Genomic DNA, 22,666 nt, shown 5'->3' with positions numbered 1-22,666 from the left:
GAGATGGCGGGAATATCTTTTTCCCGATGTTTATTGTTTTCCATTTAATCTGACTCCTTTAAACATCTTATAATTTGACACCTTTGCCACATGAAATTCATAAGAATGCCCCTTTTGAAGAAATTCTTTTAGATGATAATCTTGTTGCTCATATCGCAAAAACAGATCTGTATTCACCCTACCTACATAGAGAATAAACGAATCGATCACGCGGTTTTCGAATGTAAGCGTATAAACACCATCTTCTACTTGCAGTGCTTCACCTTCTTCTGCATAACCTGGCAGTCCGATGGCTACGTCTTCATACTGCATAAATTCGAAACGGAGCTTTCCATTGTCAGTAATGCGATATTGCTCCTTCACATTGGACAAATGGATCGAGTGAATATAGTGTATTTGAAAATTTCGATTCTCGTGTAATGGAAGATAATAAGCTTTTGGCTGTTCGCTCCGAACCTCTTCAAGTATGATCATTTGTTTATATGGATAAAACCATACGATCACCATTACAATTCCTATTAGAAATGTCAGCAGAAGAACGATTTTTCGTAATTTCATCCGCTTAATCCTTTCTGTTCCCTTACTTGCAATCAGCATAGTAATTTATGTATTCAGCCAATTGTTTTTAAAAAATTAAGAATGGGACGGACAAAGCTTTCGCTTTACCGTCCCTCATGATCCTATCAGATGACTTACTCAGTTTATTAGTTCACTTCGTCAAAGTACTTCTGTGCACCTGGGTGTACAGGAATACCAATTCCATTCAAACCGTTTTCTGCTTTAATCAAAGCACCTTTAGCATGTTGGATTTTCGAAGCGTTTTCATAAATTGCCTTTGTGATCTGGTAACCAAGTTCTTCAGAAATATCGTTCTGCATAACAAGCATTGCACCTACTGATACTGCAGGTGTCTCTACTTCAGAACCATAAGTTCCGGCAGGGATTATTTCTTTAGTATAATACGGATATTTCTCGATTAATTCGTCAGCTTTGTCGTCTTCTACTGGAATAATGAAAACTTCTGAAGTAGCGTTTAGACCTTCAACAGCACCTGTCGGCGTTCCAGCTGTAATGAATGCTGCGTCTATTTGTCCAGCTTGTAGACTTTCTTGTGACTCACCGAAGTCCAAGTTTTGTGCTTTAATATCGCTTAAAGCTAAACCATGGATTTCAAGCAATTGCTCAGCGTTAGCAGCTGTTCCTGAACCTGGCGCTCCTATCGAAATGCTTTTGCCTTTTAGATCTTCAAATGTCTTGATATTGTTTTTCTTCAACGTAACCAATTGAACTGTTTCCGGATAAAGTGCACCAATAGCAGATACTTCGTCGATTACATCTCCGTCAAACATCATTTCACCTTTAGAAGCGTAATATGCAATGTCTGTTTGTACGAATGCAATGTTTGCATCTCCATCTTTAAGCGCTGTCATGTTCGCAGCAGATGCTTGAGATACTTCAGCAGTCGTCTTGATTCCTGTCTCTTCAGTAATGAATTCAGCAAAAGATCCACCTAGTGGATAATAAGTTCCTTGTGTTCCCCCAGTAAGTAAGCTCAAGAACTTGTAGTCTTGCTCTGTCTTACCGTCATCTTTGTTTCCGTCTGCATCTTTGTTCCCGTCAGCTTTTTCGTCGGTACCGCAAGCCGCGAGCACAAGAAGCGCGAGCATGGAAACTAACGCCAGTAGGCGAAGTGAGTTTTTCTTCATGTGACCATCTCCCCTTTACATTTTGTAGTCATAGACACTACCATTCTACCATGAAAGCGCTTTAACTTGTCAATATAATATTAAATTATCTATTATCGCATGTTCCATTTAAGCTATTCACCCTCGTCTATATAGCTTTTATCAGGCATTGCCAAACACCTACCCCAACTGCTGTGGTAGATGTAATGGGTATAATAAACTCTCACCGCCAGCAAAACCACAAACTCCCAACAGAACTGCAATCCGGTACGCACCCGACAACTTCATCTAAAACAAAAAAACTGCCGCTAGACATGATGATCTAGAGCAGTTCGATTCGGTTATGATCTCTTGCCATTTTGTACATCTTTAAACGTTAGACCCGCTTCTTTCAAATCGCGCGTTCTATGCGCAATTCTAGATGCCGCACACGCCGCTACACTTGCCACTAAATCATCTAAGAACGTATGGATACCAATTCCTTTTTTTGTATCCAATTCGTTGATGATACCGACTTTGTTCTTATCTAAGTGACCGAATGTAGTCACTGCGATTGAACCATACGTGTAGACCGCACCTAACGCGATCGTTTCATCCACCCCAAATAAGCCTTCATCTGATTCAACAATTTGCTGAAGTGGTTGCGATAACTGACCTCGTTCAGCGATTTCATCCAATTCCACCCCGACCAATATTGCGTGTTGCAATTCACGTTTACGAAGAACACTTTCTACAGAGTCGATACATTGTTCCAGTGACAATCCTTTGTTATAAGGCACTTGCAATTCATAAACAATTTTTGCAATATCTTCAATCTTAACCCCACGGCGAATCAACGCGTCTTTTGTTGCAGCTGTCACAACGTCCGAATGAACAATATTCTTACCTTCATCCATACTATTTCCCCTCTCTCTCTTCATAAGCAATAGTTTTCACTAGCTTTACACTGTTATTTATCGGTATGATATTTAGTAAGTGTACATTAATTATGGAGGTCCTACAAAATGAATCCAGGAAAAATTGAAGAAGTCCGTTTTTACAGTAATGAACTACAGGAAGAAATGGAACTATTAATATATTTACCTTCACGCTACTCTCCTTTATACAAACATAATGTCCTGCTCGTCTCTGATGGCAAAGATTATTTTCAACTTGGACGGATTGGCCGAATTGCCGATGAATTAATGGAAGACGAAATCATTGAACCAGTCATCATCGTCGGTATTCCATACAAAACCGTGCAAGAACGCAGACGTATGTATCATCCAGAAGGTGATCGACACAAAGCGTATATCCGTTTTTTAGCGCACGAGTTAATTCAGTATATTGATGAAACCTACCCAACATACCAAATGGGCTCTTCAAGAATGCTAATGGGCGATTCATTGGCAGCATCGATTTCCTTATTAACCGCTTTGAAATATCCAAACTGCTTTGGAAAGGTAGTGTTACATTCACCATTTGTTAACGAACAAGTACTCGAAGCAGTTAAAGCCAATCAAAACCCTGCCAACCTTTCTATTTACCATGTGATCGGTGATAAAGAAACCGATGTACCTACAACAGCTGACGGTAGATTGGATTTTTTAACGCCTAACCGCGAGTTGCATAAAGTTATTAAAGAAAAAAGTTTTCCTTACTATTATGAAGAACTGGATGGAGATCATACATGGAAATCATGGCAACCTGATATTCGCCGCGCTTTGATCGAAATAAATAGCCTTTAGTAATAGAAGGAGACATGTTAGACTATTTTCTGATATACTAAAATAGATGTACCTAAAATTCAGTCAATTCACAAGGAGGCAATCTTAAATGAAATACGGTATTGTTGCATTCCCTTCAAAGAAACTTCAAGACTTAGCAAACGGTTATCGGAAGAGATATGATCCGCATTATGCGCTGATCACACCTCACATGACGCTGAAAAATCCATTCGAAGCGAATGATAAGGAAATTGAAGAAGTAGCTAATGCATTAAAAGAAATCACCATCAAAAACAGTCCTTTTGAGATGAAGGTTACAAAAGTTAGCTCGTTCGCGCCAACGACGAACACAATTTACTTTAAAGTTGTACCGAATGAAGAAATTCTTACATTGCACAAGGATTTAAATGTAGACTTTTATCATGATGAAAATAATTATGCTTTTGTCCCGCATATTACCATTGCGCAAAACCTGACTTCCGGTGAACACGATGATGTGATTAACCAAATGAAAATGGTAGGTGTCGACCACACCGAAGTCATCGATCGTATTCATTTACTCTATCAATTAGAAGACGGATCGTGGACAGTGTATGAAACGTTCCGTCTTGATCGTGAGTCTTGATTTGCAGATGACAGTAAAAATCGTCTCAGATGAAAAAGGTCAGCAAGACGCGTATTCCGTCCGCAAAAAAGTGTTTGTGGAAGAACAAGGCGTCCCGCTGATCCTCGAGCTGGACGAACACGATCAAGAAGCGATCCACTTTGTTGTCTACGACGGGGCGGATCAACCAATCGGTGCTGGCCGCATGAGAGGGTTAGTAAATGCCCACGGTAAAATAGAGAGAATCTGTATTTTACCTGAACACCGTGGTAAACATCTTGGGAGTTTGATTATGAATACATTAGAAGAACATGCAATAAAGAAATCTATGAAAAAACTGATTTTGAATGCACAGTCCTATGCTGTGCCTTTTTACGAAAAACTGGGCTACGTAGTCATATCGCCTGAATTCATGGACGCAGATATACCTCATCGCGCCATGGAGAAGAGTTTGTTGCACAACTGATTGGACAGTAAAAAATACCCTTTACCACTTTAATAACTAGTGGTAAAGGGTATTTTATTTATTGCGTCAGACATACGTGTTAATCGATTGGCCCTTTCCAACTACATCTGCAATTTCAGATGATAATTGGACTGGATTTGGCGCAATAAATCCTTTTTTAACTAAAGGTTGAGGTGCACGATTTTTTCGTTGTTTCATCTGCTCTTCACGACGTCTTTCCTCGTCTGCCAGAACATCTTCCCAATAGCTCGATTCTCCATTGTTCAGTCGCACAGGACTCACTCGTCCGATATAAGCAAAATTATGACGTTCATTGTTCATGCGTTCTGCATACTGTTGCGCTTGGTAATTTTGTATTGGTAGTATATAACCCACGACGTGCACCTCCCTTTTCAATCTAGCTTCTTTAGTAGTTTATCCACTTCACAAGCATTCTAAACATGTTTTAGTATATTTATTTTACTTACCACCTAGCATTTGTGATATATCGTTCAAATTCAGTCCTTTACCACTTGTCACAATGGAGTTAACTAATTCATCTTCCACTGATTGTGGCACATCTTTTTTTGCTACTTGACTAACTTTTTGAATGATTTTTCTTACTTGTTTTTCGTCTTTGAAATCGGCATATTGGATTGCGTTGGCTAATGCGAATACTTCCTCCATCGGCACACCCGTTTTAGATTCTATTTTTTTAAAGAATGAATCGTTCATATTCAGTTCTCCTCCTTAGAAATAGCTTCTGCCTACAATGATCAATAAAATAAACAGAACTACAATCAAGACGAATGAAGAACCGCCATAACGTTCACCACATCCTCCGCCGTATCCGTAGCCACCTTGAGATGGATAACATCCGTACATGAAAAACCCCTCCTTCCTTTCTTCTCTACTATATGCAGAGGAGAACGAATTGGAGAGGGCGTTTGAGTAGTTTAAATATTTCCTTTTGAAGTAAAGAGCAATGCGCCGATTAGGCCGAAAATGATTGCCGCACTGATTCCCGAACTCGTCACTTCAAACATGCCAGTTACCACACCGATTAGGCCATGTTTCTCAGCTTCTGCCATCGCGCCATGTGTCAATGCGTTACCGAATGAAGTAATTGGAATCGTAGCGCCAGTGCCAGCAAAATCAATAAATGGTTCATACCAGCCAATACCATCGAGGACCGATCCCGCCACAACCAATGAACATAATGTGTGAGCAGGCGTTAACTTTGCGACATCCATCAGTAATTGCCCGATGACACAAATCAAGCCACCCACTATAAAAGATGTAATGTATATAGATATCATTCTGCCGTCACCTCATCCATTGTCAGTTCAATAGCGTGAGCGATACACGGAATCGTATCTCCTTGTTGAAATGACAAAGGAGATAGTAAAGCACCCGTTGCTAGCAATAAAACTCGCTTATACTCACCCGCCAGCATTTTTTGATAGACATCGGAAAAAAATACCGCTGCTGAACACCCAGATCCACTGGCTCCTGCTTTAAAGGACGGGTCATTTCCATAAAACTCTTCTCCGGCATCCCGAAAGTTTTTCGTATGCGGTAAACCATTTTCATTCGCTAACGCTTTAAAGATGTTGAAACCATTACTTCCTAAATCCCCTGTGATGATGGTGTCATAATCATCGATCGTCCTACCATGTCCTATTAAATGATTCATCAATGTATCACTGGCTGCTGGAGCCATCGCAGATCCCATATTCAACGGATCCGTCATCCCCATATCTATCACTTTTCCTATAGTGGCGCAGTTAATCACGGGCGTTCCTTGTTTATGTTGTCCAATCAACACTGCACCAGCCGCCGTGACCGTCCACTGTGCAGTTGCTCCTTTTTGCGAACCATACTCAAGTGGATATCGAAACTGTCGTTCAATTGCATTATGATGACTAGACGAACCGGCAATTATCCAATTTGCGTGCTTCGCATCCGCGAGTAATGCCGCAGTAATCATAGAAGATACTGACGTAGCACAAGCGGAAAACAGTCCGATATAGGGGATCGCTAGGGCATGGGCTGTAAAATTAGAAGGTGTCATTTGATTGACCAAATCACCAGTTAAGAAAAAATCCATTTTCTCCGGTTGTTTCTTCGCTTTACTAAGTGCAATCAACACAGCATCATACATTAGTTGCTTATGACCGTCTTCGTTTGTCGGTAAATCACATCGCTCATCTTCATATACTTTATCGAATTTCTGTGCAAAAACGCTTTTCTTTTTTTCCAGTGGACCTGCCGTTACACCTGTAGCATAAAGACTCGGCTTGGATTGAAAGGTCAACACGCCTCGTTTTACCATGAAGCCACACCAAATTTCACTAAGATGGTCTTGATCAGCGCTACGACGAAGGCAGAGAATACACCGAATAAAATAACTGAACCCGCTAATTTAAACATATTCCCGCCAACCCCTAGGACATATCCTTCCGATTTATGTTCAATAGCAGCTGAGACGACCGCATTGCCGAATCCCGTAATCGGCACCGCTGCGCCCGCTCCGCCAAATTGAGAAATCTTTTTATATAATCCAAATCCCGTTAACAGCATCGAAATAAAAATCATAGTGGCAACTGTTGGATTACTCGCTGTGCGTTCCGTAAAGTCAAAGTACGTAATGTAAAATAGTGCAATAAACTGTCCAATCAAACAAATCAATCCACCAGTCAAGAACGCTCTAATTACATTTTTCATAATAGGTAGTTTAGGTGATAACTCTTTCTCTAGTTGGGCATACTTTTCCTGTTGCATTAGGTTTGCTCCTTTTCGATTGATTTGATTTTATCTATTTTCTTTCGATAACTTTTTTCGCTTTTTTTATTTATCAGCTTCTCCGTCTCCATCAAGATTTTACTGTCTGCTGACACCGTGATTTTCAAATCAGGATATTCACGTTCCAATTTCTTTTGAATTTTTCCAGCAATAGTCTTCTTTTGAAATCGGGAAAACGTATTGACACGGATCCCGGCAAGCAATTCATCTTCATATAGCAGTACCTTTGCTAGTTTCACATGTTCATTATTCATTAAAACTTTCTCTATCGAACGCTCATCGTACGAAGTAGTATTTTTAATATCCGTTCCTTTCTCACTACAACCAGTGAGTAGACCGACAATAAGTAACAATAGACTGAGTTTCTTCACAATCGACGCCTCCCTTCTGTCTAGCATGTATCTTTTATGTCGGATTTATGCATATTGAGGAAAGCGCCCTGTCATGTCGTTTACCTATGCATAAAGTATAGAGAACGACAAACAGGAGGTGGACAGTAGTGGGATGTGAAAAAAAAGACAGCAAACATGGTGGCTGTCATAAGTCGAATTGTATTTGTGAAGTAGTACGCTTTATCCAACGCGTCCAGAATACGTGTCCGGAAGTGGATTGTATTGAGTGTGATACCGATTGTTTCATGGCACCGCTCGGCAGTTTAGTCAGTCCGGTTAGAGGACGCGTCAACACCCGCGTATTCAGTTTATTGACGGGTAACGGGGACTATTTCAAGGCAGTATTCAGAGGTGGTAAACGGAAGCATTATCCTAAAATGACGGCAGAAGAATCACTGGCTAATCATAAGTCAACACATCATAAGCATACGAGTTGCGTTTCCGTATTTTTCCGTGTGCAGACAGTGTTTGATTCTTGCTGTGCTACCATTCAAGTATTGCAGCCTTTGTATAACGGACACCCGTTTGATATTACTACAGACGGAAAAATCTGTTTCGAGAAAATTTGTAAGGTGAATGGTTTTGGACCTACGAATACATGCTTGACAGTCGACTTGAGTTGCTTCTGCGGTATTCAGTGTATTGATGATGTGTTTATCAATTTCTGCGACGAAGATTAATTTGTTACTTGCAATGCTAAATGGCGGACCCTATAGGAATAGGGTTCGTCTTTTTGTTTTAGCAAAAGTAATGTCAGAAGAATGGATGCATCGTTGCACTATCTTCACGGTAAACAACACAAGGCGAACCCATTTAACGGGTTCGCCTTGTTACTAGTAAGAATTAAATAGTGAATGATTGCTGTTTCCAAAGGATATCTAAGATTTCTTCAATGCGGACTGTAGTGATTTCTTTGTCCGATTTGATCCAGACGACTTCATTTTCTAAATCATGCAACTTTCCTTTGATACTACCTTTTTCAGTGATGATTTCTAAAGGAGCATATAATTCTTTACGGAATGGGTGTTGCAAGTATTCTAATCTTTGACGAATGAGTTGAGTTGCTAATAATTCTTGTTGGATCTCTGGTGACTCTGGTGCCGACAAGCTTTCTGTAACGGGTAAGACGACGGGATGCTCCAATCCTCTTGAGTGTTCTAGCTCAAAAACGGATGTGCTTTCTTCTTCGACAATGGGGGTATATCGATATCTTCTAATAACAGGGCTTGAAATGAACAGTAACGGCTTTTCATGACGCATTTTCATCACTTCCTTTTAAGTAACATATGTAAGTAAAACGCCTAACGTTCCGAAATATAAAAAAACAGTATTCCCAGTTCATAATGAACTAAGGAATACTGTTGCAAGACCTAGATAAATGACGACACTGATAACGTCGTTAAGAGTAGTAATAAATGGTCCTGAGGCCACAGCCGGGTCTACTTTCAGTTTATGCATAAATAGCGGAATAAATGATCCCGAAATCGTTGCAACGAAAATCGAAACCATCATTGCTGCTCCTACTAATAAAGCGATCACCAGTTCATGTTTCCAGATAAAAATTAATAAAACGACAAATATTGCGCAAATCACACCTGTAATAATTCCAGTACCCGCTTCTCGTATCAATAACTTCAATTTACTTTCATCTTCAATATCACGTGTTGCGATACCACGAACCGCAACAGCAAGAGACTGGGTTCCACTATTTCCGGCTGTTCCGGCGATCAAGGGGATAAATGCGGCTAATAAAGCAACTTGAGAAATCGTTTCAGTAAATAAATCAATTAAGTTCGCCGTTAACATTCCAAGAACCAATAAAATCAGTAGCCATGGAATCCGTTTTTTGGCAGCAGAAAATGGGTTTTTATCAAATGTATCCATTGTCGAGACACCGGCAAGTTTAGAATAATCATCCGATGCTTCTTCATCGATAACGTCAATAATGTCATCAACTGTAATAATCCCTAAAATATGTTGCTGGAAGTCGACAACTGGAACAGCTAGGAAGTTATAATCTTGAATCGTTCGGGCAACGTCTTCTTGGTCGTCGGAAACGGATACGCTGACGAGACGATCACTCATAATGGCGCGAATTAATGTATCTTCATCGGCAATAATCAAGTCTCGTAATGAAACGACTCCAGTTAAGCGCTGGTAGTCATCCACAACGAAAATATAGTAAATCGTCTCAGCACTTGGTGCTTCACTACGTAAAATTGTCATAGCGGAACGAACAGTGGAATTTTCGGAAACCGTCACGAATTCCGTCGTCATGATCGAACCAGCTGTATATTCTTCATAGTGTAGTAATGCTTTAATTTGAATCGCTGCTTCTTTATCCATCAATGTTAGATAGCTAACGACTTTCTTTTTATCTAGTTCTTTCAGGACATCTACCGCATTATCCACAAACATGTATGAAATCATCTCTGCGGCATATGTCGCGTCCATCTCCTCAAGGAACTCTTCATATTCATCTTCTTCAATTTCACTTGTTTCAAATATTTCCGCAAGTTCTTTTGGCGATAAATAAAAATACATCAATTCCCGAAGCTCTGCACCAACTTCTTCATAAAAAGTCGCTCGATCATACGGATGAAGTACCAAATATTCTTTTCTGAACGAATGAATGTCCTCGTTGCTCAGCAATTCTCGCAACTTCACTGCATCCAAAACGATCTCACTTTTCATTTGTTCTGGTTGAGTAGTCATGATTTCACACCTTCCCTTCTGTACATACGGTACGCTAACACGTACTAGTAAGTTTCTATACAACGTGAGTACTGCTTTATATTAACAGAGTGGTTGCTGTTGAGAGAATCCGCACACTTGCTGACTTTGCCGTAAATAGTATTGCATATCTTCCGGCAACGGACTAGTAAAGTGCATTCTCTCTTTCGTTATCGGATGAAGTAAACTGACGCTAGAACAATGCAATGCTTGGCGTGGGAATACGTCTGGATTCGCATCGTATAAATCATCACCTATGAGTGGATGACCAAGCCATTGCATGTGCACACGAATTTGATGCGTACGGCCTGTATGCAACGTCAAGTCTATAACGGAGAAACAGTCTGCTTCATTACGATAATGCGCTTTTACGGACACATCGGTTTTTGAATACTGTCCATCCTCCCGCACAATTCTCTCAATAATACTGCCATCTTTTCTACCAATCGGTTGTTCGATAGTCAAGAATGGCGTAGTAATTATACCTTCCGAGAATGCAGTATATTGACGTTGAAACAAATCTTGCGCCATTTGTTTGCTTAATAGATGGTGAATATGGCGGTTTTTTGCCACACAAATAATACCCGATGTATCTGTATCAAGACGCGTCACCATATGAGCAGTTGATAGAATACCTTCTGTTTCAAATTTTCCACAGACAAAATTCGCAAGCGTTCCAGAAGGATGATTGCGAGAAGGGATCGTGCTCTGTCCAGCTGGTTTATCAAGCATCAAAAGGGTTTCATCTTCATATAAAATGGATAACGCGCCCTCTTGTGGAATCAATCCATCACTCACTTGTTCCGGAGGGAATAATACAGTGACTTGATCACCAGGTTGCAACTTATGACGCACGTTTTGAGACTGTCCATTCACCAAGATCTCGCCACCGCGATATTTAATAGCCGTTAACGTCGTTTTGGAAATTTCATGCTGCGCTAAAAATTCACGAAGCAATCCACTTTCCTTCACAACGAATTGTAATTGAAACAGCGTATTATTTTTTCTTTTCATCATCTTCACGTTCATAGATTAAATCACTCGCTACAAATGACTCTTCTACACGTTTCCAGAATGGGAAAGGACGGAAGCGCGCAAAACCCATCTTTTCATTGGACACTTTATATTCGATAGATTTGACATCTTTATGCAGGAGTTGCAAATGATCGACCGTCACCATGAAATCGGGACCTTTTACAGGTGTCAGTGTACAGATATGATGATCGGGTAAAATGAGCGGAGATCCTACTGTACGGAATACACGATTATTGATCGATGCCATTTCCGTCAATTGCATGGACGGCAATGAAGGATGGATAATCGCACCACCAAGAGATTTACTGTAAGCAGTTGACCCAGACGGCGTCGACATACAAAGCCCGTCTCCTCTAAAACGTTCAAAGTGTTCTCCATTTAATTCAACATCCATCACCAACGTAACTTCAGGTGATTTTACTGTGGATTCATTCAATGCTAAATACGATGCACTTTTTTCAGAGTGACGATAATTGATCGTGACTTCAATCAAAGGATACTCGATGACTTCGTACTCTTGTCGTGCGATCAAGATCACCAACTTTTCTATTTCAGAAGGTTTCCAGTCCGCATAAAACCCTAAGTGACCCGTATGAATTCCCACAAACGATGTCTTATCCAAGCGGTGTATGTATTTATGGAAAGCATGCAATAGCGTTCCATCCCCACCAATGGACAACACAATATCCGGTTCTTCTTCATCATATTTCAAACCAAAATCGCGTAAATACACACGTGCTTCTTTCATTAACTTATTGGATATCTCGTCATTTCGCGACTGAATTGTGAATTTCATAACATCACTTCCATTCTTTTTGTGAATTTCTTTTGCCATATATCAATTCACCTTTTCCAGCACCGGCTTGAATACTTCTTCTACAGCTGTACTGAATTCCTCGCCGTAGTTATCATTACCTTCAATATTAAAAATCAACGCCTGCAATTCGTCTGCAGCACCTGTTAATAGAATTTTCTCATCTTGCCACATCAACACAGGTTCTGCTTGGTGCAACAACATATCGACCAGTCCACTCCAACTGTTCATCGGGAAATACGCATACCGATAGCCTGTTTCGTGATCAAAGATATATACAAACGATTGACGATCTGTGTCTGTTAACATTTTTCCAGTTGGAGAACCTAACGGCCACTCTGCCTCCGGATTCAATATAAATTGAACTTCATTACCATTTTTACTTGTTCCAATGATTTCATTTTTTATATCCAAGACATCCACTTCCTTAATTAAAGTCTTTACGTTTAGTCTACCATATGCCACACGTAGTTGCATTTCGTTATTGTGCATTATGATAAGAAAGTTGGTATAATAGATATAATAAACGAACCCATTTACTATCTTCAATAAACAGGAGGAAAAAGTATGAATCTCGCCCCCATTAACACTCGGTTACTCCTTGAAATCAATACACTACAAACTCTTGGAGCGGTTCAATCCTTCAGTACTAATCCACCGACCAGCTCCAATCAGTTCCAAACGATGCTTACGCAATTGCTGGACGACAATATCATAAGCCCTGAACTCGCAAATCAATCCGCACAACTATTTAGCCAAGGAAGCAGCATACCACCATTTGATATATCGACAAAGCCAGGTAAAGAATTGGCTGCTGTATCACCAGACAACACGTCACTAGCAACCAATAATCCATACGCAGACATTATCAAACAAGCTGCAGAAAAATATCAGCTACCAGAAAAACTAATTGCCGCCGTCATCAAACAAGAATCCAACTTCAAAAGTAATGCGAAAAGTCACGCAGGCGCAGCCGGACTTATGCAACTAATGCCAGGCACAGCTAAATACCTCGGTGTGTCCAACCCGATGGATCCGGAGCAAAACATCATGGGTGGAGCGAAATACTTGCGTAGCATGCTCAACCAATTCGGCTCAAACGAAATGGCACTAGCAGCCTACAACGCAGGACCTGGGAACGTAAAAAAATACGGAGGCATCCCGCCTTTCAAAGAAACCCAGAACTACGTAAAAAAAGTCATGAACTACTACCACCAAACGGTGTAAACTTTTCGTTGTTTTTTTACAATGTGTCCCCACCACTATCTAGCCAATTGTAAGCGTAAGGCGACTACGAGAAGATTAGCTACGCCGTTAATCCGACTTTAGCGATCCAATCTGCTATATAACAAGAAACAAAATAAGCTCTTTTATTTGTATAGAAATTCGTTCGTTGATAGAATACAGATACAAAGCACGAAGGGGTGTGAATTCAATGACTCGAAAACCTGTCATCCCTTTTGAGGAGATCGGCGAGAAAAAATTACACGAACTGATTGAAACATTTTACGCAAAAGTGGCTGTTCACCCAGATCTCATTCCAATATTCCCTAATGATTTATCCGAAACCATTAGGAAACAAAAACAATTTCAAACACAATATCTCGGTGGTCCTAACCTATTCACGGAAGAGCACGGACATCCTATGATGAGAGCTCGACATAACCCTTTCCCTATAACACCTACACGCGCAGAAGCATGGCTAGCATGCATGGCTGAGGCAATGGACGATGTAGGACTGGAGGGTCCACTTCGGGAAGTCTACTATAAACGCCTTGTCTTAACAGCCAACCATATGGTAAATAGGAACGAGGAGGAAGATCAGTGAACTATCTAACTGTTATTGATGATACGTTACACTACTCTGCTTCAGTAAAGCCCATTGAACTCTATGTATTTCTTGATCCGTATTGTAAAGATTGTTGGTCACTGCAGCCATTGCTACGTAAAATGCAAGTCGAATACGATCACTATTTCACGTTACGCATCGCGCTACGAACACCGATGACAAAATTGAACCCACCTTCTTTACTTGATCCAAACGATGCCAAGTCCACGAAGCGGTCAAACCCTTGTTTCCCTAATATTGCAGTAAAAGCTGCAGAGTTCCAAGGTAAGCGAGCTGGGTTCCGTTACTTATCCTGTTTACTTGAGTATTCCTTTTTGAAGAAGCGTGATGTGGCATCCTATTCTGTACTTGTAGAAATTGCTGCACGCATTAATTTAGACGTAGATGAATTTATCGCAGATTTTACTTCTGAAGAAACATCGCGTGCGTTGCAAGTCGATATGTATTTAGGTAACGAAATGGAAGTGGATGAAGCACCCACTTTTGTCTTCTTCAATAGCAATATTGAAGACGAAGGATTGAAAGTGAGCGGCCTCTATGACTATGCAATTTACGAACAGATTTTAGAAGAACTAACCGGAGGACAACTTCTACCAGAAATACCTCCTTCAATTGATTTGTTATTCAATCGTTTTGATTTACTCACAACGAAAGAAATCGCGGAAATGTGTCATATGACAGAAAAAGAAGCTGAACGCGAATTAAAGAAACGCTTACTAAAACAGGAAATCGAACGGATTCCCTTCCAAGATCGTACGCTATGGCGTAAAAAGCAACCTAATTGTTCGCTAATTAAATAGCCCTTATACCAGTCGAAGTCCAACCATTTCTTGGGACTTCGGCTTTTTTACGTAAAGAAAAGAGCATCCTCTCCTGGGGGGGAGTGAATGCTCTTCTTCAAAGGGAATGGGAGAAATGTTCACGTTCAAACAAAAGGGGTGTATGTTTGGTATGTGATTTATTCCACAATTACACCATATCATAAATGATTAATGACTTCAACAAATTATAACAGCTTTCATCCAAATGTCACGGTCTTCGCAGATCGCTGTCGAAACATGTAGTCAAAAATTACCCTCTCTTTGCCAATAGCTGTTCCAACTCATTTAATCGTGCTTCAAATACTCGGCACGCTTCCTCAATAGGCTTTTCAGATGTCATATCGACACCCGCTTTTTTAAGTACTTCGATAGGGTAATCGGATGACCCTGCTTTCAAGAAGTTCGTAATATAACGCTCTACTGCCGGCTCTCCTTCTTCTAAAATCTGCTTGCTGAGCGCTACGGCTGCACTATATCCTGTCGCGTATTGATAGACATAATAATTCATATAGAAGTGAGGAATACGTGCCCATTCTAAACCAATTTCCTCGTCACTAACAATCGCATCTCCGTAATACTTTTTGTTCAAAGCATAATATTCTTCTGTTAACTTTTCAGCTGTCAACGGCACACCGTCTTGATCCAGCTTATGAATTAAGTGCTCGTATTCCGCAAACATTGTCTGACGGAACACCGTCGCACGGAATCCATCCAGCCAATAGTTTAACAAGTAAATTCGCTGATCTTCGTCAGTCGTCACTTTTAATAAGTGATCATTCAGCAATGCTTCATTAACTGTTGATGCAACTTCCGCTACAAATATAGAATACCCACTATAAATGAATGGTTGATACTTACGGGAATAATAGCTGTGTACACTATGTCCGAACTCATGTGCTAACGTAAATAGATTGTTTACATTATCTTGCCAGTTCATTAAGATGTACGGGTTTGTTCCATAAGAACCTGAAGAATACGCACCTGAACGTTTTCCTTTATTTTCACGAACATCAACCCAGCGATTATCAAGCCCTTCTTTTACAACAGCCCGATAATCTTCACCGAGCGGATGGAAGCTCTCGAGCATGGTTTCTTTCGCTTCATCGTATGTGTACTTCATCTTTGTATCTTCGACTAGTGGTGTATAGATATCCCACATATGAAGCTGATTCACATTCAATACTTTTTTACGCAGCGCTACATAACGATGTAATAATCCTAGGTTTTTATTGATAGTAGATAACAGGTTTTCATACACTTGCTCCGGAATATGGTTATTGGATAATGCTGCCGCTCTCGCTGAACTATAATTTCTAATTCTTGCGTTTACATTATGCCCTTTTACATTACCGCTTAATGTCGAAGCAAATGTATTTTTGAACTCTCCGTACCTTGCATACATTTCTTTAAATGCCGCTTCGCGAACTTTCGGGTCTTTGCTCTCTAAAAATTGTGAATAACGACCATGTGTTAATTGAATGTCACGGCCCTCTTCGTCTTTGACCATACCGAAAGTCAAATCCGCGTTGTTTAACATACTGAATGTTTCAGAAGACTTTCCTGTTACTTCAGATAACTGCGCGATTAATTGCTCTTGTTCGGAAGACAGAACGTGAGCGCGTTCTGCATTCAACTCTTCAAATTCTTGTTTATATAAACGCAAGCCTTCATGCGATTCAATCGTTTCATTCAATTTCTTTTCATCGATCGAGAGTAATTCTGGAGTGAAATAAGATAACGCTGTTGATATTTTCACGACTAATGTTCTAATTCGACCATCCATTGCCTGATAAAAGCTGTTCGTCGTATCCTGGTCTGTTTTAAGATGCGCATACGTGTACAATCTTCGCAGACGTTCTGCCAACTTGTCACGATATGTTAACGCTTCAAAAAGTGGATGTGCTCCATTTCCAAGAGTCCCTTTATACTGTTCTGCTTCTTTGGCCATCTCTTCAATTTTGCTGTACTCTTTATCCCACTCTTCATCAGATGAAAATATATCTTCCAAGCGCCATGTTTCCTCTTCAGATACTTCATCGCGCATCAATACTTTGTTATCATTCGTCAATCCAATTCCTCCTCCTGCATTTACCGTTATTTGATTCTCTTGTATTTTCTCAATTCCTGGCATGCATTGCAAGAAATCGCCCTGAAAGTATTTCCAGCACAAAGTCTCTACCCATGAATTTATCCATTCGATAGATATCTATGCGCTGCTCTCTCAAGAAATCCACATAACTTTGACAAGCTTCCACTTGTTGGATCGAATCCCCTTCAAATGTTTTAACAAATGAATGAAGGATGGTGAGATTTAGTTGGAAGGGTGTATTCCTCATTTGTCGCATAACCGCAATAAGTAGCAATTGCCATTCACTATCAGACTCTGTAAATGCCGCTTGCCCAAATGTCGGAACGCCAATCCATGCAGGCAATTGAATAGGTTGCACACGCATTTCATAACACGCACGCAAAAAACGATGTTGGATACCTCTTTGATTATACCCAATTACCGACCGAAGATACTTTCGACGTGCAGATTGATATTGACGCGTCAGTTCTTCAATATCTTTTATGGATGGAGTAGCAGGAATAGCAAATGGAATGGTTTGATGTTTGCTTCGCATGATGGAGTGACATACCGCAAACGCGGTGCCCCGAAGATGGATGAAATGACTAAGGTAATGAAACTGTTGCTTTAGCGGATTGTACGTTATGAACACGGATAAAACTTCTTTACTAGGTGAATGAAGTTGACGGATAAAGTGTTGTTGGAATTGAGTGAATCGATGAGTAAGAACAAACGCTGAAGAGTCTTGCACTTTTTGAGGTGTTAGTACTATCCAAATTGGCGTCATATTTACCATATCGTAGCCTGCGTTACGCTCAAGGATACGGGCTATAGGAATCGTACTGCATTGGAATTCAATAGGGACTTGCTCGTTTCGCCATGTTACAAGCAGATCGGGACGTTGCCGGATGTCAGGCAAATAAGGTTCCATTGCTGTTTGTAGATGCAAACGTGAAAATAGTTCATAGAGTTGGATTTTACCGAGCAGATGGGTTGGGGACTCCCCTTCTGAGAAACTGTCCCGGCAAGTGGTTTGCTTCAGGTGGGCAAAGTGTGGAATCACAATATCGCCGACTTTCAGGAGTACTTGTTCTTTGCACTGTGGACAATGAAAGGTTTCGTTTTTACGCCACTCTCGTAAGTTGACCAGGGACCACTGCCGTGTTAGCACGACTTGCTTCCCGCCACTTGTAAGAGCTGTTAACAAGGCCTTCACACTCCTTCTTCTCTATACTACGAATTTTCTGATTAGTTGGCAAGAGAAAGTTTCATGATTCAAACTTGCAGGTGCATGACTACGGCCTACCCTGCAGTTGTGCTTGTGCTACTGTGGGGAAATGAATTAGTTTGTGTTTCTAACAAAAGGAAAACCAGCGGCATGGTGATAGCTATCATGTATTTCTTGCTCACTTTTTGTTTGGGGCGTCGCTCGACTGGTTGTTGGATACTAAAATTAGCGAGTGTATGCTTTCTCGACCCGCACAGGCACGTGGGGGATTGCCTCCAGCCATGAGCCAGCTGGCGATGGGGCTGCCAGTTGTCTCATGGCCACGGCCTACCCCGCAGTTGTGCCTGTGCTACTGTGGGGTAATGAATTAGTTTGTGTTTCTAACAAAGAAAAACTAGCAACATGGTGATACTGATCAAGTGTTTCTTGCGAATGAAGGGCCCCGAAGATGCTAGCAAAACAAGGGACATCATCTATTACGCAACCTTGAAACGCTTTTGGCAGAACCACTACCCAACTGCCCATCTTGCTCACTTTTGTTGGGGACGTCGCTCGACTTATTTTTGGATTCTGAAGTTAGCGAGTGTTCACTTTCTGAACCCGCACAGGCACGTGGGGGATTGCCTACAGCCATGAGCCAGCTGGCGATGGGGCTGCCAGTTGTCTCATGGCCACGGCCTACCCCGCAGTTGTGCCTGTGCTACTGTGGGGAAATGAATTAGTTTGTGTTTCTAGCAAAAAGAAAAACAGTGACATGGTGATAGCTATCATGTATTTCTTGCTCACTTTTTGTTGGGGACGTCGCTCGACTTATTTTTGGGTTCTGAAGTTAGCAAGTGTTCACTTTCTCGACCCGCGCAGGCACGTGGGGGATTGCCTCCAGCCATGAGCCAGCTGGCGATGGGGCTGCCAGTTGGCTCATGGCCACGGCCTACCCCGCAGTTGTGCCTGTGCTACTTTGGGGTAATGAATTAGTTTGTGGTTCTAGCAAAAAGAAAAACAGTGACATTGTGATAGCTATCACTTGTTTCTTGCGAGTGAAGTGTATGAACTGCCCCACACACAATCAAACGAAGGCGCCTGCTGTGGTAGGCGAAGTAAGGAGACAGAGACAGGCGCACTTCCTGACTGCGGCTCCTTGCGAAAGCCATCCACCAGCGCCGTAGTGGGGACAATGAGCATTCCACTTACATTTTCAGCAAGACCATAGTCCCATGCTCAAACACGAGCAGAAAAAAGCATGTGAAAGAACTACAACTCAGTACTGCTTATTACGCACTCATGATAGAACTACAACCCTATCCCCAATCCTTATTTCAGATTAAACAAGTACTTGAACTAGTCCTACACACCATTTAACAAAGACGCTGCCAGTGGTTGACATAAAGAAAAAGGCTACCAACTTACTGGTAGCCTTTTAGAGTATTATGAAAAATATTTATTTACTTGTTCAAATACGTCAGATCCCATAACTTCCTTGCCATACTCACCTATACGATGAATAGACATCTTAGACACTGCACCGTATTCTGTTACCATGCTGGCAATGTCCTTCGCACGTTTTTTCTCAATGAGAGAATAGTCGAAGCGTAAGTTGAGATAATAACGATCCTCGAATGCATATAGTTGCGAATCAAATTCGTCTTCGAGTGAAATCATCTTGCTAGCCAATGGTATGATCTGGTCAAATTCATTGAAAACAAATAATCTATCTGCCACCTGTAACTCTTCTTCATTTTCTTCTTCAGAATCAGTAATCGCATCAAAAATTGGATCGAATAATTCTTCTGGATCTTCAATTCCAAAAGGAAACTGTGATGATTCTGCGTTCTTCGGAAGATGTGCGCGAGTCACAATCACTTCAATGCCTTCATTCATAGCGTTCACTTGAATCCAAAGTGGTCCTTCTACTTCAAATTCCGTGTCATCACCAAGTTCATCCATCATATCCCAAAAAAGCTCTTCGCTTTTATCACGATTATACCAGACGTCTTCTTTACTAAAACCACGGGCTTCAATATCTCCATAGGATAAATTAAACTTCACCGTGTTTTCATTAATGCGCTCTATTTCCATCCCTTATCTCTCCCTTCTGTAAAACAGGCCCTCCCCTGTTATATACTAATACACACTTGCAATGCTTATTACTACTATATGTCGACTCCGACGTTTTCGTAAGGGTTTATTGTATTTCATTTTAAGGATGTTTGCATTGAAGTGGTTAACCTAGAGGAATACAAGGGAATATCAATTCAAAAAAAGCTGATAGGCACAATTGTATCCCGTGTCATCCCTATCAGCTTTTGTTATTAAGATTAGTTTACCATACGCCGCGCTTCGAGCAGCTGATAGGCTCTAACTTTTCTCGGTAGGAAACGACGAATCTCATCTTCATTATATCCTACTTGGAGTCTTTTTTCATCTAGAATGATTGGTCTTCTTAAAAGACCTGGATGTTCTTGAATCAATTCATAAAGTCTTTGCAGTGGAAGACTTTCTACGTCAACATTTAGCTTTTGAAAAATCTTGGAGCGTGTTGAAATAATTTCGTCAGTACCATCTTCCGTCATGCGAAGAATTTGTTTAATTTCTTGAATATTTAATGGTTCAGAAAAGATATTACGCTCAGTATAAGGAATCTCGTGTTCCTCCAACCATGCTTTTGCTTTTCTACAAGATGTACAACTAGGCGATGTATAAAGTGTGACACCCATTTATTGACACGTCCTTTCTTACGGCTTATGCTCAATTAGATTTTGTATATTTGCAATTCGTGTAATTCACTTTAGAATTATTACAATTTATCTTTATACTGTTCATTATACACATAATCATTCTCAATTAATATAGTTTTTCGAAAAAACTTTTCTGGAATTCACAATTTCTTATTTTTCAACATGCCAGTAGAGAATGTTGCGGTATTCTGCGATAAATGAACATCTTCTACTTTTATACCCAGGCTAGAAATGTTTTAAACATTTCATTTGTAAATAAATGCATTCTCATTTAGAAAATGATTCTGCTAATTATTCCCTCTATGTATAGTACGTACAGATGTACTAAAAGGTTTCATGTTGGGCAAATGTTTTTTCTTTACTGCAAATCAAAGTTGCATTTTTTATAAGGTATCGATATAATCTTAAGCAATAAGTGAATGGCATTGAAGGAAAAAGTATTTTTGTGGCGGTTTTTGTAGAGAGCTTGTATAAGGTGAAAACAAGTAAAGCTGCACAAAAAGAATGGGCTCCTGAGCTTGATGGATGAAAACAGTACTCCATCACGTCTTCTCACGTTACGGGAATTGAGCGGCTATTAGTAGCAATTCGGGTGGTACCACGGTTACCTTTCATCAATCGTCCCTATTTACAGGGGGATGACTGATGTTTTTTTATGCCATTTTTCACGTATGATCCAGACTGTTCGTTCCAGTCGACTATTAAAAGGAGGATACATGATCATGAAAACCATTTTTTCAGGCGTACAGCCAACAGGTGTCATCACATTAGGGAACTATATTGGCGCGTTCCGTCAATTCGTTGAGCTTCAAAACGACGAGGACTGTATTTTTTGTATCGTCGATCAGCACGCCATCACTGTGCAACAACACCCAGATGACTTAAAACAAGCGATTCGTTCATTAGCTGCTACGTATATCGCAAGTGGCATTGATCCAGAAAAATCCACATTATTTATTCAATCAGAAGTTCCTGCTCATGCACAAGCTGGATGGATCATGCAGTGCATTTCGTACATCGGTGAACTCGAGCGTATGACACAGTTTAAAGACAAATCTGACGGAGCAGAAGGTGTATCTGCCGCGCTTCTTACCTACCCTCCATTAATGGCTGCGGACATTTTATTGTATAACACGGATATCGTGCCAGTCGGTGAAGATCAGAAGCAACATTTAGAGTTAACTAGAGATCTAGCAGAGCGCTTCAATAGCCGCTACGGAAAAGTATTGACCATTCCGGCCGTTCGTATTCCTAAAAATGGCGCTCGCATAAAATCTTTACAAGATCCATTGAAGAAGATGAGTAAATCTGATCCAAATAAAAAAGCGACGATTACGATTTTGGACACACCAAAAGAAATCGAAAAGAAAATTAAAAGTGCTGTAACGGATTCTGAAGGTATCGTGAAATTCGACGTGGAAAACAAACCAGGCGTCTCCAATTTATTGATTATCGAATCTTCACTAAGTGGTGTAACGATCGAAGAATTAGAAGCTAAATACGAAGGCCAAGGCTACGGAGCTTTTAAAGTCGGTGTCGCTGATGCGATTAACCAACACTTAGCTGGAATCCAAGAACGCTATCATGAACTAATCAACTCTCCTGAACTCGATGCAATCCTCGACCAAGGAGCTGAAAAAGCAAACACCATCGCTTCCGCCACCCTCAAAAAGATGGAGGCCGCGATGGGCTTGGGACGTACACGGTAAGCAGTAATAAAATGACCGCCCCCACCAACATCATAAA

General features: G+C 40.7%; 27 protein-coding genes and 1 other annotated feature. Of the genes, 8 read left to right on the top strand and 19 right to left on the bottom strand.

The features are described from left to right. Positions 1–30: 30 nt before the first annotated feature. From SporoP8_RS13970 to SporoP8_RS13960, 3 genes are all read right to left on the bottom strand, one after another. A complete protein-coding gene (locus SporoP8_RS13970; RefSeq protein ID WP_158232362.1) occupies positions 31–558 on the bottom strand; it encodes a DUF1850 domain-containing protein in 528 nt (175 codons plus the stop codon). A 146-nt stretch (positions 559–704) separates the two neighbouring features. Continuing rightward, positions 705–1,706, bottom strand: coding sequence for a TAXI family TRAP transporter solute-binding subunit (locus SporoP8_RS13965; RefSeq protein WP_085133073.1), 1,002 nt, complete (start codon positions 1,704–1,706; stop codon positions 705–707). A 320-nt stretch (positions 1,707–2,026) separates the two neighbouring features. Continuing rightward, positions 2,027–2,581 carry a phosphatidylglycerophosphatase A family protein gene (locus SporoP8_RS13960; protein ID WP_085133072.1) on the bottom strand — a complete coding sequence of 185 codons (555 nt, stop codon included), beginning with the start codon at positions 2,579–2,581 and terminating at the stop codon, positions 2,027–2,029. Positions 2,582–2,689: 108 nt separating this feature from the next. On the opposite strand from SporoP8_RS13960, the gene SporoP8_RS13955 reads away from it, so the two are divergent. The 3 genes from SporoP8_RS13955 (at position 2,690) to SporoP8_RS13945 (ending at position 4,461) form a co-directional block, all read left to right on the top strand. Beyond that, a complete protein-coding gene (locus SporoP8_RS13955; protein ID WP_085133071.1) occupies positions 2,690–3,412 on the top strand; it encodes an alpha/beta hydrolase in 723 nt (240 codons plus the stop codon). An 88-nt stretch (positions 3,413–3,500) separates the two neighbouring features. After that, on the top strand, positions 3,501–4,016 hold the full coding sequence (locus SporoP8_RS13950; RefSeq protein ID WP_085133070.1) for a YjcG family protein: 516 nt from the start codon (positions 3,501–3,503) through the stop codon (positions 4,014–4,016). Beyond that, positions 3,985–4,461 carry a GNAT family N-acetyltransferase gene (locus tag SporoP8_RS13945; RefSeq protein WP_232319164.1) on the top strand — a complete coding sequence of 159 codons (477 nt, stop codon included), beginning with the start codon at positions 3,985–3,987 and terminating at the stop codon, positions 4,459–4,461. Before SporoP8_RS13950 ends, SporoP8_RS13945 begins: the two co-directional genes overlap by 32 nt. 66 nt (positions 4,462–4,527) lie before the next feature. Here SporoP8_RS13945 and SporoP8_RS13940 read toward each other — a convergent pair whose 3' ends face one another. The 7 genes from SporoP8_RS13940 to SporoP8_RS13910 all read right to left on the bottom strand — a co-directional run bounded on the left by SporoP8_RS13940 (position 4,528) and on the right by SporoP8_RS13910 (position 7,616). Continuing rightward, a complete protein-coding gene (locus tag SporoP8_RS13940; protein WP_085133069.1) occupies positions 4,528–4,836 on the bottom strand; it encodes a hypothetical protein in 309 nt (102 codons plus the stop codon). An 84-nt stretch (positions 4,837–4,920) separates the two neighbouring features. Next, positions 4,921–5,175 (bottom strand): stage VI sporulation protein F, encoded by a 255-nt coding sequence (locus SporoP8_RS13935; RefSeq protein WP_085133068.1) that lies wholly within the window; start codon positions 5,173–5,175, stop codon positions 4,921–4,923. Positions 5,176–5,190: 15 nt separating this feature from the next. Continuing rightward, positions 5,191–5,244 (bottom strand): YjcZ family sporulation protein, encoded by a 54-nt coding sequence (locus SporoP8_RS16985; protein WP_231293356.1) that lies wholly within the window; start codon positions 5,242–5,244, stop codon positions 5,191–5,193. 152 nt (positions 5,245–5,396) lie between these two features. Beyond that, positions 5,397–5,759 (bottom strand): stage V sporulation protein AE, encoded by a 363-nt coding sequence (gene spoVAE, locus SporoP8_RS13925; protein WP_085133066.1) that lies wholly within the window; start codon positions 5,757–5,759, stop codon positions 5,397–5,399. Continuing rightward, positions 5,756–6,775 (bottom strand): beta-ketoacyl-[acyl-carrier-protein] synthase family protein, encoded by a 1,020-nt coding sequence (locus SporoP8_RS13920; RefSeq protein WP_085133065.1) that lies wholly within the window; start codon positions 6,773–6,775, stop codon positions 5,756–5,758. The genes spoVAE and SporoP8_RS13920 overlap by 4 nt, the downstream gene beginning before the upstream one ends. After that, positions 6,769–7,224: a stage V sporulation protein AC gene (gene spoVAC / locus SporoP8_RS13915; RefSeq protein WP_085133064.1), complete on the bottom strand. Its 456-nt coding sequence runs from the start codon at positions 7,222–7,224 to the stop codon at positions 6,769–6,771. Before spoVAC ends, SporoP8_RS13920 begins: the two co-directional genes overlap by 7 nt. After that, positions 7,224–7,616: a hypothetical protein gene (locus tag SporoP8_RS13910; protein WP_085133063.1), complete on the bottom strand. Its 393-nt coding sequence runs from the start codon at positions 7,614–7,616 to the stop codon at positions 7,224–7,226. Before SporoP8_RS13910 ends, spoVAC begins: the two co-directional genes overlap by 1 nt. Positions 7,617–7,744: 128 nt before the next feature. Between SporoP8_RS13910 and SporoP8_RS13905 the strand changes: the two genes are divergently transcribed. After that, positions 7,745–8,317, top strand: a complete 573-nt coding sequence (locus tag SporoP8_RS13905) for a CotY/CotZ family spore coat protein (RefSeq protein ID WP_085133062.1) — start codon at positions 7,745–7,747, stop codon at positions 8,315–8,317. Positions 8,318–8,480: 163 nt separating this feature from the next. Here SporoP8_RS13905 and SporoP8_RS13900 read toward each other — a convergent pair whose 3' ends face one another. The 5 genes from SporoP8_RS13900 to SporoP8_RS13880 form a co-directional block, all read right to left on the bottom strand. Beyond that, positions 8,481–8,897 carry a hypothetical protein gene (locus SporoP8_RS13900; protein ID WP_085133061.1) on the bottom strand — a complete coding sequence of 139 codons (417 nt, stop codon included), beginning with the start codon at positions 8,895–8,897 and terminating at the stop codon, positions 8,481–8,483. 78 nt (positions 8,898–8,975) lie between these two features. Further along, positions 8,976–10,352, bottom strand: a complete 1,377-nt coding sequence (gene mgtE / locus SporoP8_RS13895; RefSeq protein WP_085133060.1) for a magnesium transporter — start codon at positions 10,350–10,352, stop codon at positions 8,976–8,978. 81 nt (positions 10,353–10,433) lie between these two features. Next, positions 10,434–11,399 (bottom strand): RluA family pseudouridine synthase, encoded by a 966-nt coding sequence (locus SporoP8_RS13890; protein ID WP_232319163.1) that lies wholly within the window; start codon positions 11,397–11,399, stop codon positions 10,434–10,436. Beyond that, complete coding sequence (locus SporoP8_RS13885; RefSeq protein ID WP_029052471.1) at positions 11,368–12,201, bottom strand: NAD kinase; 834 nt, start codon at positions 12,199–12,201, stop codon at positions 11,368–11,370. The genes SporoP8_RS13890 and SporoP8_RS13885 overlap by 32 nt, the downstream gene beginning before the upstream one ends. 42 nt (positions 12,202–12,243) lie before the next feature. Further along, positions 12,244–12,633 (bottom strand): UPF0738 family protein, encoded by a 390-nt coding sequence (locus SporoP8_RS13880; protein ID WP_085133059.1) that lies wholly within the window; start codon positions 12,631–12,633, stop codon positions 12,244–12,246. Between the two features lie 153 nt (positions 12,634–12,786). On the opposite strand from SporoP8_RS13880, the gene SporoP8_RS13875 reads away from it, so the two are divergent. The 3 genes from SporoP8_RS13875 to SporoP8_RS13865 all read left to right on the top strand — a co-directional run bounded on the left by SporoP8_RS13875 (position 12,787) and on the right by SporoP8_RS13865 (position 14,868). Further along, positions 12,787–13,446: a lytic transglycosylase domain-containing protein gene (locus tag SporoP8_RS13875; protein ID WP_085133058.1), complete on the top strand. Its 660-nt coding sequence runs from the start codon at positions 12,787–12,789 to the stop codon at positions 13,444–13,446. Positions 13,447–13,654: 208 nt separating this feature from the next. Further along, entirely contained in the window at positions 13,655–14,047 is a 393-nt protein-coding gene (locus SporoP8_RS13870) for a globin domain-containing protein (RefSeq protein ID WP_085133057.1), read from the top strand. After that, positions 14,044–14,868 carry a DsbA family protein gene (locus tag SporoP8_RS13865; protein ID WP_085133056.1) on the top strand — a complete coding sequence of 275 codons (825 nt, stop codon included), beginning with the start codon at positions 14,044–14,046 and terminating at the stop codon, positions 14,866–14,868. The genes SporoP8_RS13870 and SporoP8_RS13865 overlap by 4 nt, the downstream gene beginning before the upstream one ends. Positions 14,869–15,139: 271 nt before the next feature. On the opposite strand, the gene pepF is transcribed toward SporoP8_RS13865, so the two are convergent. From pepF to spxA, 4 genes are all read right to left on the bottom strand, one after another. Further along, on the bottom strand, positions 15,140–16,933 hold the full coding sequence (gene pepF, locus SporoP8_RS13860) for an oligoendopeptidase F (protein WP_232319266.1): 1,794 nt from the start codon (positions 16,931–16,933) through the stop codon (positions 15,140–15,142). 73 nt (positions 16,934–17,006) lie between these two features. Then, positions 17,007–18,164, bottom strand: a complete 1,158-nt coding sequence (locus tag SporoP8_RS13855; protein ID WP_198166023.1) for a competence protein CoiA — start codon at positions 18,162–18,164, stop codon at positions 17,007–17,009. A 1,446-nt stretch (positions 18,165–19,610) separates the two neighbouring features. Beyond that, on the bottom strand, positions 19,611–20,261 hold the full coding sequence (mecA, locus tag SporoP8_RS13845; RefSeq protein ID WP_085133052.1) for an adaptor protein MecA: 651 nt from the start codon (positions 20,259–20,261) through the stop codon (positions 19,611–19,613). 239 nt (positions 20,262–20,500) lie between these two features. Further along, positions 20,501–20,899, bottom strand: a complete 399-nt coding sequence (spxA, locus tag SporoP8_RS13840; RefSeq protein ID WP_009765721.1) for a transcriptional regulator SpxA — start codon at positions 20,897–20,899, stop codon at positions 20,501–20,503. 437 nt (positions 20,900–21,336) lie between these two features. Next, positions 21,337–21,549 (top strand) — a binding site (T-box leader). A gap of 93 nt (positions 21,550–21,642) precedes the next feature. On the opposite strand from spxA, the gene trpS reads away from it, so the two are divergent. Then, the gene (gene trpS / locus SporoP8_RS13835) at positions 21,643–22,629 is read left to right on the top strand and encodes a tryptophan--tRNA ligase (protein WP_085133051.1); all 987 of its coding nucleotides are present in this window, start codon (positions 21,643–21,645) and stop codon (positions 22,627–22,629) included. The last annotated feature ends 37 nt before the right edge of the window (positions 22,630–22,666 follow it).

The organism is Sporosarcina ureae, assembly GCF_002101375.1.
GTDB lineage: Bacteria > Bacillota > Bacilli > Bacillales_A > Planococcaceae > Sporosarcina > Sporosarcina ureae_B.
The sequence above is the reverse complement of the archived record's forward strand: the minus strand, read 5'-3'. Positions and strand labels throughout refer to the sequence as shown.

Coding starts and splice junctions, on each gene's coding strand:
- SporoP8_RS13885 (WP_029052471.1), bottom strand. CDS start 12,201: ATGAAATTCACAATTCAGTCGCGAAATGACGAGATATCCAATAAGTTA.
- mecA (WP_085133052.1), bottom strand. CDS start 20,261: ATGGAAATAGAGCGCATTAATGAAAACACGGTGAAGTTTAATTTATCC.
- SporoP8_RS13955 (WP_085133071.1), top strand. CDS start 2,690: ATGAATCCAGGAAAAATTGAAGAAGTCCGTTTTTACAGTAATGAACTA.
- SporoP8_RS13870 (WP_085133057.1), top strand. CDS start 13,655: ATGACTCGAAAACCTGTCATCCCTTTTGAGGAGATCGGCGAGAAAAAA.
- SporoP8_RS13945 (WP_232319164.1), top strand. CDS start 3,985: ATGAAACGTTCCGTCTTGATCGTGAGTCTTGATTTGCAGATGACAGTA.
- SporoP8_RS13875 (WP_085133058.1), top strand. CDS start 12,787: ATGAATCTCGCCCCCATTAACACTCGGTTACTCCTTGAAATCAATACA.
- spoVAE (WP_085133066.1), bottom strand. CDS start 5,759: ATGATATCTATATACATTACATCTTTTATAGTGGGTGGCTTGATTTGT.
- mgtE (WP_085133060.1), bottom strand. CDS start 10,352: ATGACTACTCAACCAGAACAAATGAAAAGTGAGATCGTTTTGGATGCA.
- spoVAC (WP_085133064.1), bottom strand. CDS start 7,224: ATGCAACAGGAAAAGTATGCCCAACTAGAGAAAGAGTTATCACCTAAA.
- SporoP8_RS13950 (WP_085133070.1), top strand. CDS start 3,501: ATGAAATACGGTATTGTTGCATTCCCTTCAAAGAAACTTCAAGACTTA.
- pepF (WP_232319266.1), bottom strand. CDS start 16,933: ATGCGCGATGAAGTATCTGAAGAGGAAACATGGCGCTTGGAAGATATA.
- SporoP8_RS13890 (WP_232319163.1), bottom strand. CDS start 11,399: ATGAACGTGAAGATGATGAAAAGAAAAAATAATACGCTGTTTCAATTA.
- spxA (WP_009765721.1), bottom strand. CDS start 20,899: ATGGGTGTCACACTTTATACATCGCCTAGTTGTACATCTTGTAGAAAA.
- SporoP8_RS13920 (WP_085133065.1), bottom strand. CDS start 6,775: ATGGTAAAACGAGGCGTGTTGACCTTTCAATCCAAGCCGAGTCTTTAT.
- trpS (WP_085133051.1), top strand. CDS start 21,643: ATGAAAACCATTTTTTCAGGCGTACAGCCAACAGGTGTCATCACATTA.
- SporoP8_RS13965 (WP_085133073.1), bottom strand. CDS start 1,706: ATGAAGAAAAACTCACTTCGCCTACTGGCGTTAGTTTCCATGCTCGCG.
- SporoP8_RS13900 (WP_085133061.1), bottom strand. CDS start 8,897: ATGCGTCATGAAAAGCCGTTACTGTTCATTTCAAGCCCTGTTATTAGA.
- SporoP8_RS13970 (WP_158232362.1), bottom strand. CDS start 558: ATGAAATTACGAAAAATCGTTCTTCTGCTGACATTTCTAATAGGAATT.
- SporoP8_RS13960 (WP_085133072.1), bottom strand. CDS start 2,581: ATGGATGAAGGTAAGAATATTGTTCATTCGGACGTTGTGACAGCTGCA.
- SporoP8_RS13935 (WP_085133068.1), bottom strand. CDS start 5,175: ATGAACGATTCATTCTTTAAAAAAATAGAATCTAAAACGGGTGTGCCG.